The sequence below is a fragment of the Streptomyces sp. NPDC060232 genome, from assembly GCF_042726555.1.
GTDB lineage: Bacteria > Actinomycetota > Actinomycetes > Streptomycetales > Streptomycetaceae > Streptomyces.
Map to the genome: position 1 here is coordinate 1 of NZ_JBHXAG010000050.1, position 5,728 is coordinate 5,728.

Below are 5,728 nucleotides of genomic sequence, written 5' to 3' on the forward strand. Positions count from 1 at the left end.
CATGACGTCCACAGACCCCGCACAACGGGCACTGCAGCGTCCAGGAAGGCCAAGCCCACGACCCCACGACCCCGCCGCACAGGTTAAAGATCAAGTTAGGGCGGCACGTAGTAGCTAGTCAGCCGGTCCTAGGCTTCGGCGAACTTCTTCAGGTCTGCGGCTTTGTGGACGTTGAGGTTGTCCCAGATGAGCACGGTGTCGCACGCCAAGGTGCGCCGGCACGCGGGTGCCGTCGAAGGTGGGGTCTGCTCAGGGACCCGAGCCGGCTCAATGCCTCCGTGGCGCGGGGCCCGCCCGCACGCTATCGAAGTCCGTTGCACTCAGGGTGCTCCAATGCTGGAGTCCAGGTCACGGGAGCGCGGATCAAGCTGGCTCGGGTGCGGCGGAGCAGTTCCACAGCCAGCGACTCCTCTAAGGAGTCCGTTCCGAAGAGGCGGTTGGCATGCAGGTGTACGTAGCTGTGAGACAGCTCGTTGACAGAGCGCAGCAGGCGACCGTCGCGATGGAGTGATTTGATCATGCCGATGGCCGGTTCGAGCGCCGAGCGCCGTGCACTCAGCAGACGGGACACTTCACCGTTTGCCGGAAGGGAAGCGCCCAGTGCCTGACGCAGCTCGTTTTTCCGCCTCCGGTACTCGGAACCGCCGACGCGTGATTGCGGCGAGCCGCCGTAGGAGAAGACCGCCCGCTCCTCGTGCGACAGGCCTAAGCAGGAGAGCAGGTCGTCCATGCTGATCACGGCAAGCTCCAACAGGTCGACGCCCAGCCAGCCTGCGGAATGCGCGCGGAGCATGGCGGCGACGCTCGGGCTGTCAGCCATGAAGAGTGCCTCCGCGGCCGCCATCCCCTCCCAACCCCCGTACCTATCGACTTCACGTTCATAGGTCTCGAAGGAGAACCTCGTGCAGAAGCCGTCGGCCTGCAGCCCGCCGGCCCAGGCACATGCGTGCTCCATCAGCGGACCGATGAGCGTGGCCGGGTTCCCGTGGAAGCGGAGACGCACATGGTGCTCCGGGTCCGCGTAACGTACGAAGAACCAACCATCCGAGAGACCGGACTGGGTGACGTACTTTCCGAAGCCGTCAAGAGAGCTGCCGATCAGGTGGTCCTCGTGTCGAGGATCGCAGTAGAGCTTCAGATACAGCCAGTCACTGCCCGGTGGGCGCAGGCTCGCCTCCGGTTCAACAGTATGGGTGACGAGGGGCGGGCTGCTGCGGGACGGCTTTCCCCGGCGTCTCACCATAGGCGCGACAACCTCGCACATATGGCCGCCGTCCGTCCCCGTCAGCCAGGCGTGCTCCGATCCCGGCAGGGCTTCGTGGAGCAGAGCGGACTGGCCGGCGGAAACCGTCTTGAGCTCCTCGCGGAGCAGTTCGACGTCCCTTGAGTCGTGGAGGTCGAGGAGGAGACGATTGTCGCCGACCGACAGGTACAGATGACGAGGGACGTCCCATGTGGTCTGCCAGGCCGACAGCGCCGCCGTGAAATCATCGCCGGAGCCGGGCCCGAGTACGTCCGCAGGGTTGAGCCGCCACTGGGCGAGGGACAGGACGGTCCGACCCCGCTGCACTCGGGGCAGGAACGAGAAACCGGCTGCCGGCCCCCAGGAGAACGAGGTGAGCTGGCACCTGCCGTCATGGGTGGCTTCGAGCAGGAACCGCGCGGCGGCGGGCGCTCTCCTGGGATTGAGCATGTGGCCCTGGACTCCGCTCACCTCAACTCCGCCCGCAGGCCAGCCGATCACGAAGCGGTCGGCTCGAAGACCGACGACGAGCTCGCTGACAGGGATGACTCCCTGTGCTGACGTGCCGGGCCAGGCGTCGACGACGATCTGGTGGTCCCGGACGGCGGGTCGCAGCCCGACGTTCGCGGAGCGGGGAGGGTTGGGGGCGTACACCACCTCGGCGAACAGCACGTGCGGCTCACGCTCCTGCTCGGTGCGGGCCAGCTCCGCAAGCGCGTCGCAGGCAGCCGGGCCAAGGAGGTCGGCGAACCGCCCGAGGGTGCGGCCGGCAGCCGGCGCGCCCGGCTGAGGTCCGACAACGAGCTGGAAGTGCCCTCTGTCGATGGCCGTCGGAGAGGTGGCCGCAAGGGAGAACGACAGGTCGAGTGAGGGCGGGACGTTCTCCGGGCTGGGCTCGGACGTTGCCAGCCGTGCGAGGACGTCGTCGTTGAGCTCCAATACCGTGCGATGTTCGCGGTTTGCTTTTAGGGCCAGGTCGAGCAGCGCCCGGTCACGCCACTGTCGGCTGGGCGTTCCGCTATCGCGCGTTCCGTGTGCGGAGGGTTCCCCGAGTCCCGTCGAGGGGTCGAGAAGCTCGAGTAGAGGAACCTGTCGGTATGGCCCGTATCGGGCTTTGAAGGCCCGGCGATAGGCTGCCATGTGCGGCATTCCCGTGGGGAAGGGGCTCAAGCTCAGGAGCAGTTCGGCGGCCGCAGCCGCTTCGGCGGCCACCGAGGTGTGAAGAGCGGCGGCCTGAAGCGAGAGTGCCGTGTCCGTCTGTACAAGACTTGGCGTGCCCACCGTGTCGGCACGCAGCTTGCCCACGCGCTGGAGGAGGGCAGGCAGGTGCTCTGCTTTCTGGTCGAGGGGCAGCCGATCCCACTGGGTGCACGCATGGGCCAGCCGGGTCAGCTCCCGGGCCTTGTCCCGAGCATGGCGAGACGGGGTGACCTCAAGACAGGCACGCAGGCGCGTCACCGGGTCGCCGCTGGTTGGCGCCGGGCGCAGCTCTGAGATCAGGAAGCCCTGCGCGCGCAGGTCTTCCACCAATCGGCCGACCTTCTCCGGGGTGGCTCCGGGCGCGTCCGAGACCGCCTTTTCCAGGTCGGCCCGGCAGATGGGTGTCCGTGCGGCGGTGAGCACACGGCGCACGGCGGAGGTTGCCCGCACGGAGGTTCCCACTCCGGGACCATTGGTGAGGGTGGCACGACCACTGCGCAGGAGGATCGCGGGATGGGTGATGAGGCGGAGGTGAGGGCTGATGTCCCTGTCGGCGTCGAGCTGCACCGTCAGGTCGTGCAGCAATCCCATGTCGGCCCGCGTACGAGTGCGTGACGCAGCCGGGGTGAAGGCGAAATCTGTAGCCGGAGCCCACCGCGCCAGGCTGACTCCGGCGAACAGGCCGAAGGGGGTCGGCCTGGTGGTCATCCTGATGAGATACCGCCTGAGCTTGCGGAGCAGCCGGGGAGCCGATCGGTCCTGCGGGCCGGTCCGTTCCAGCGCCGCGGCGAGGTCGGGGCTGGCCACCCACAGCGCGAGGCGTAGCAACGGATCGCGTGGGGCGAGGGAGGCGTCGGAGCCGGCCTCGGGGGCTGCCTGGCGTGCATCTGTGGGGAGCAGCGGGGCCCGCACCAGGGCCCATTCGAGTGGTTCATAGAGCGCCGGACCGATGCCGCGGTGGCTCGGGAGTGAGCGGTCGTGCCTGGTCATGACTGGAGGAAGATCCGATCCCAGACCGGCTCGACGCCCGTGGCGGCGGCGAGGAGGGTCATGGCGACGCCGGCGGCACCGTCGAGCAGCCCGGCTCGGTCCACTGCGGTGTCCTCTGCCTCCACGGAGGCGTAGCCGAACGGCCGCTCGGGCTCGTAGGCGGCCAGGAGCCGGTCGGTGAGCCCGGTGACGGAGTCAGCAAAGCGGTCCAGCGCAGTGTCGTGAGAAAACCGCAGCACCGTGTGGAGCAGTCCGGCGACCCCATGGCAGAACGTGGGTGAGGTGAGATGCCGCAACGCGAAGGGACGTCGTAGGACGCCGACCATTCCGTCGACCGCCATGCGGCGCAGGTCTTCATCATTCGTGGCTTCCCCGGCGAGCCACAAGGAGCGAGCCACCCCCGGGGTGCCGTAGCACCAGCCGCTTCGCGTAGGGGTCGGCTCCTGTTTAGGCGCCGGGAGCCCTTCCGGCGTCATCGCCACGGCGTCGGGCCAGTTCACTCCCCAGGCGTCCTCGACGCGGTATGACAGTAGCCACTGGGCCAGGACGCTGATCGCCTCGGCTTGCCCGGGGACCTCGTGGTCGGCTCGCAGTGCAAGTGACAGGATGGCCAGCGGCCCGGGGATGCCGTGCGCGAGTCCGCAGTTGAAGTTTCCCGAGGGATAGAGACGGCGCGCCAATTCGGTCTGCAGATACTCTGCCGGGGTGGCCCAGCGCGGCATCCCGTCCACCTGCTCCGTAAGCCGGACCAGGGCAGTCAGAATCTCGGGAAGAATGCCGTGCGAATCGCGTCTCAGCAGGTATGACGCGAGCCCGCTCGCCCCGGAGATCAGATCGAACGCGTTCACCGGCATGCCGGGTCGGCTCGTTCCCATCCTCGTAGCGACCGCCAACCCCTGCGGCGCGAGCATCGCATCGACGAGGGCGAGCGCTCTTTGATAGCGGTCACCGTCCCGGCTGAATGACTCCAGAGCAAACGCGAAGCCGCCGAGCCCTGCGAATAGGCCGGAATGCATAGCGTCGCTCGACTCCACGGCGGCCATTCCTTCAGCAAGGAACTCGTGGCCGATCGCATCCCATCCCTCTACGGGAAGACACTGATCGAAGTAGGAGCACATCACGGCAATTCCGGAGTTTCCATCGGCGAGTCCGTACGGGTTCCAGTTGACAAACTCCGGATACCGCGACTGGCGGCGGGCGAGCGGAAGAGACTTCATGATGCGTGCCCGGTCGGTAACGCGTACAGCGACATCACGTGCGACGAACAGCGCCATACTTCGTCGGCCTGCGTCGAGAGCGCTGCCCCAGGACGACGAGGGTTCACTGTGGCATGTGGTGTAACCAAACACTTGGCTTCTTTCGGCGTCAGCAAGCAGGGGTGCAGGCCGTCACGATGCAACTGAGCGTGTACACCCAGGGATCCGGGCAATCCTGCGCGGTTTCGCACGACGCCGCATCGCACGCCGTGGGTTCGCACGTTTGACACGATTGACACGTCGTACAGGTGCAGGTGTACCAGCCCGCGGTATGGCATTCTTCCCGGGTATCGGTGTCGCATGTGTGCATCGAGTACCCCGTCTCACCCGGAGCCGTGTAGCCCGCAATCCTTGCGCGTCGGCGCCTGACGTTCAGATCGAATTCGTCCGGCGGGCGGGCCGCCATAGTGTGCGTGTAGGCGATATCAGCACCTTTCCTCAAGGTGATCTGCGTGGCTTCGCTCCCCGGAAACGGCGCCTTGTCCGGAGGAATGCGCGCACTGTGCAGGACGTCATCGACGGAGAACTCGATGAAGTAGTCGAGCTCTGCAGTGAAGTAAAGACGCCTGTGGCCGGGGCGATCGCTGTCCCCGAGTAGCCCGTTCAGAGTCACGCCAGTGATCGGCGGCTGTGGCGGGTCAGGACGCAACTTCTCGACGAGAGGGTCCTGTGATCCTTCGCCTTCTCTGGAACCGCCCTCGTGCGCAGGGTCGGCCATGATGCGCTCCCTACGCAGGTCTCAGTTCCCGACTGCCTACACCCAGAATTTCACGTGTGTCCCATTATTTCTCACTTCAGGTGGGGCCGCCAGGAGCATCCGGGTGATTTTGCGGGAACAGACGGCCGGGCCACCGCCGTCGCGGTTCTCAGGTGGACGCAGCCGACCACGGAGTTTGTCAGCCGAACGACTCCGCCGCGCTTTCGGCAGCGATGCAGGGTTACTGTACTGAACTTGAACTCGTGATGTCGGTGGTGTCGCAGAGACCGCTGAACTCTGGCCGTTCGAGATCAAGAGCGTGTCTGCAGCCAGCGACGCGCG

General features: G+C 66.6%; 3 protein-coding genes. All 3 read right to left on the reverse strand.

Translation table 11 applies throughout. The features are described from left to right. Positions 1-301: 301 nt before the first annotated feature. Positions 302-3,433, reverse strand: coding sequence for a lantibiotic dehydratase (locus tag ACFWFZ_RS34295; RefSeq protein ID WP_387127938.1), 3,132 nt, complete (start codon positions 3,431-3,433; stop codon positions 302-304). Next, positions 3,430-4,707, reverse strand: coding sequence for a lanthionine synthetase C family protein (locus ACFWFZ_RS34300; RefSeq protein WP_387127940.1), 1,278 nt, complete (start codon positions 4,705-4,707; stop codon positions 3,430-3,432). The genes ACFWFZ_RS34295 and ACFWFZ_RS34300 overlap by 4 nt, the downstream gene beginning before the upstream one ends. Before the next feature lie 91 nt (positions 4,708-4,798). Continuing rightward, positions 4,799-5,407 carry a hypothetical protein gene (locus ACFWFZ_RS34305; protein WP_387127942.1) on the reverse strand — a complete coding sequence of 203 codons (609 nt, stop codon included), beginning with the start codon at positions 5,405-5,407 and terminating at the stop codon, positions 4,799-4,801. Positions 5,408-5,728: the final 321 nt, after the last annotated feature.

Excerpts from the sequence above, each read along its gene's own strand:
- ACFWFZ_RS34305 (WP_387127942.1), bottom strand. The coding sequence starts at position 5,407 with ATGGCCGACCCTGCGCACGAGGGCGGTTCCAGAGAAGGCGAAGGATCA.
- ACFWFZ_RS34295 (WP_387127938.1), bottom strand. The coding sequence starts at position 3,433 with ATGACCAGGCACGACCGCTCACTCCCGAGCCACCGCGGCATCGGTCCG.
- ACFWFZ_RS34300 (WP_387127940.1), bottom strand. The coding sequence starts at position 4,707 with ATGGCGCTGTTCGTCGCACGTGATGTCGCTGTACGCGTTACCGACCGG.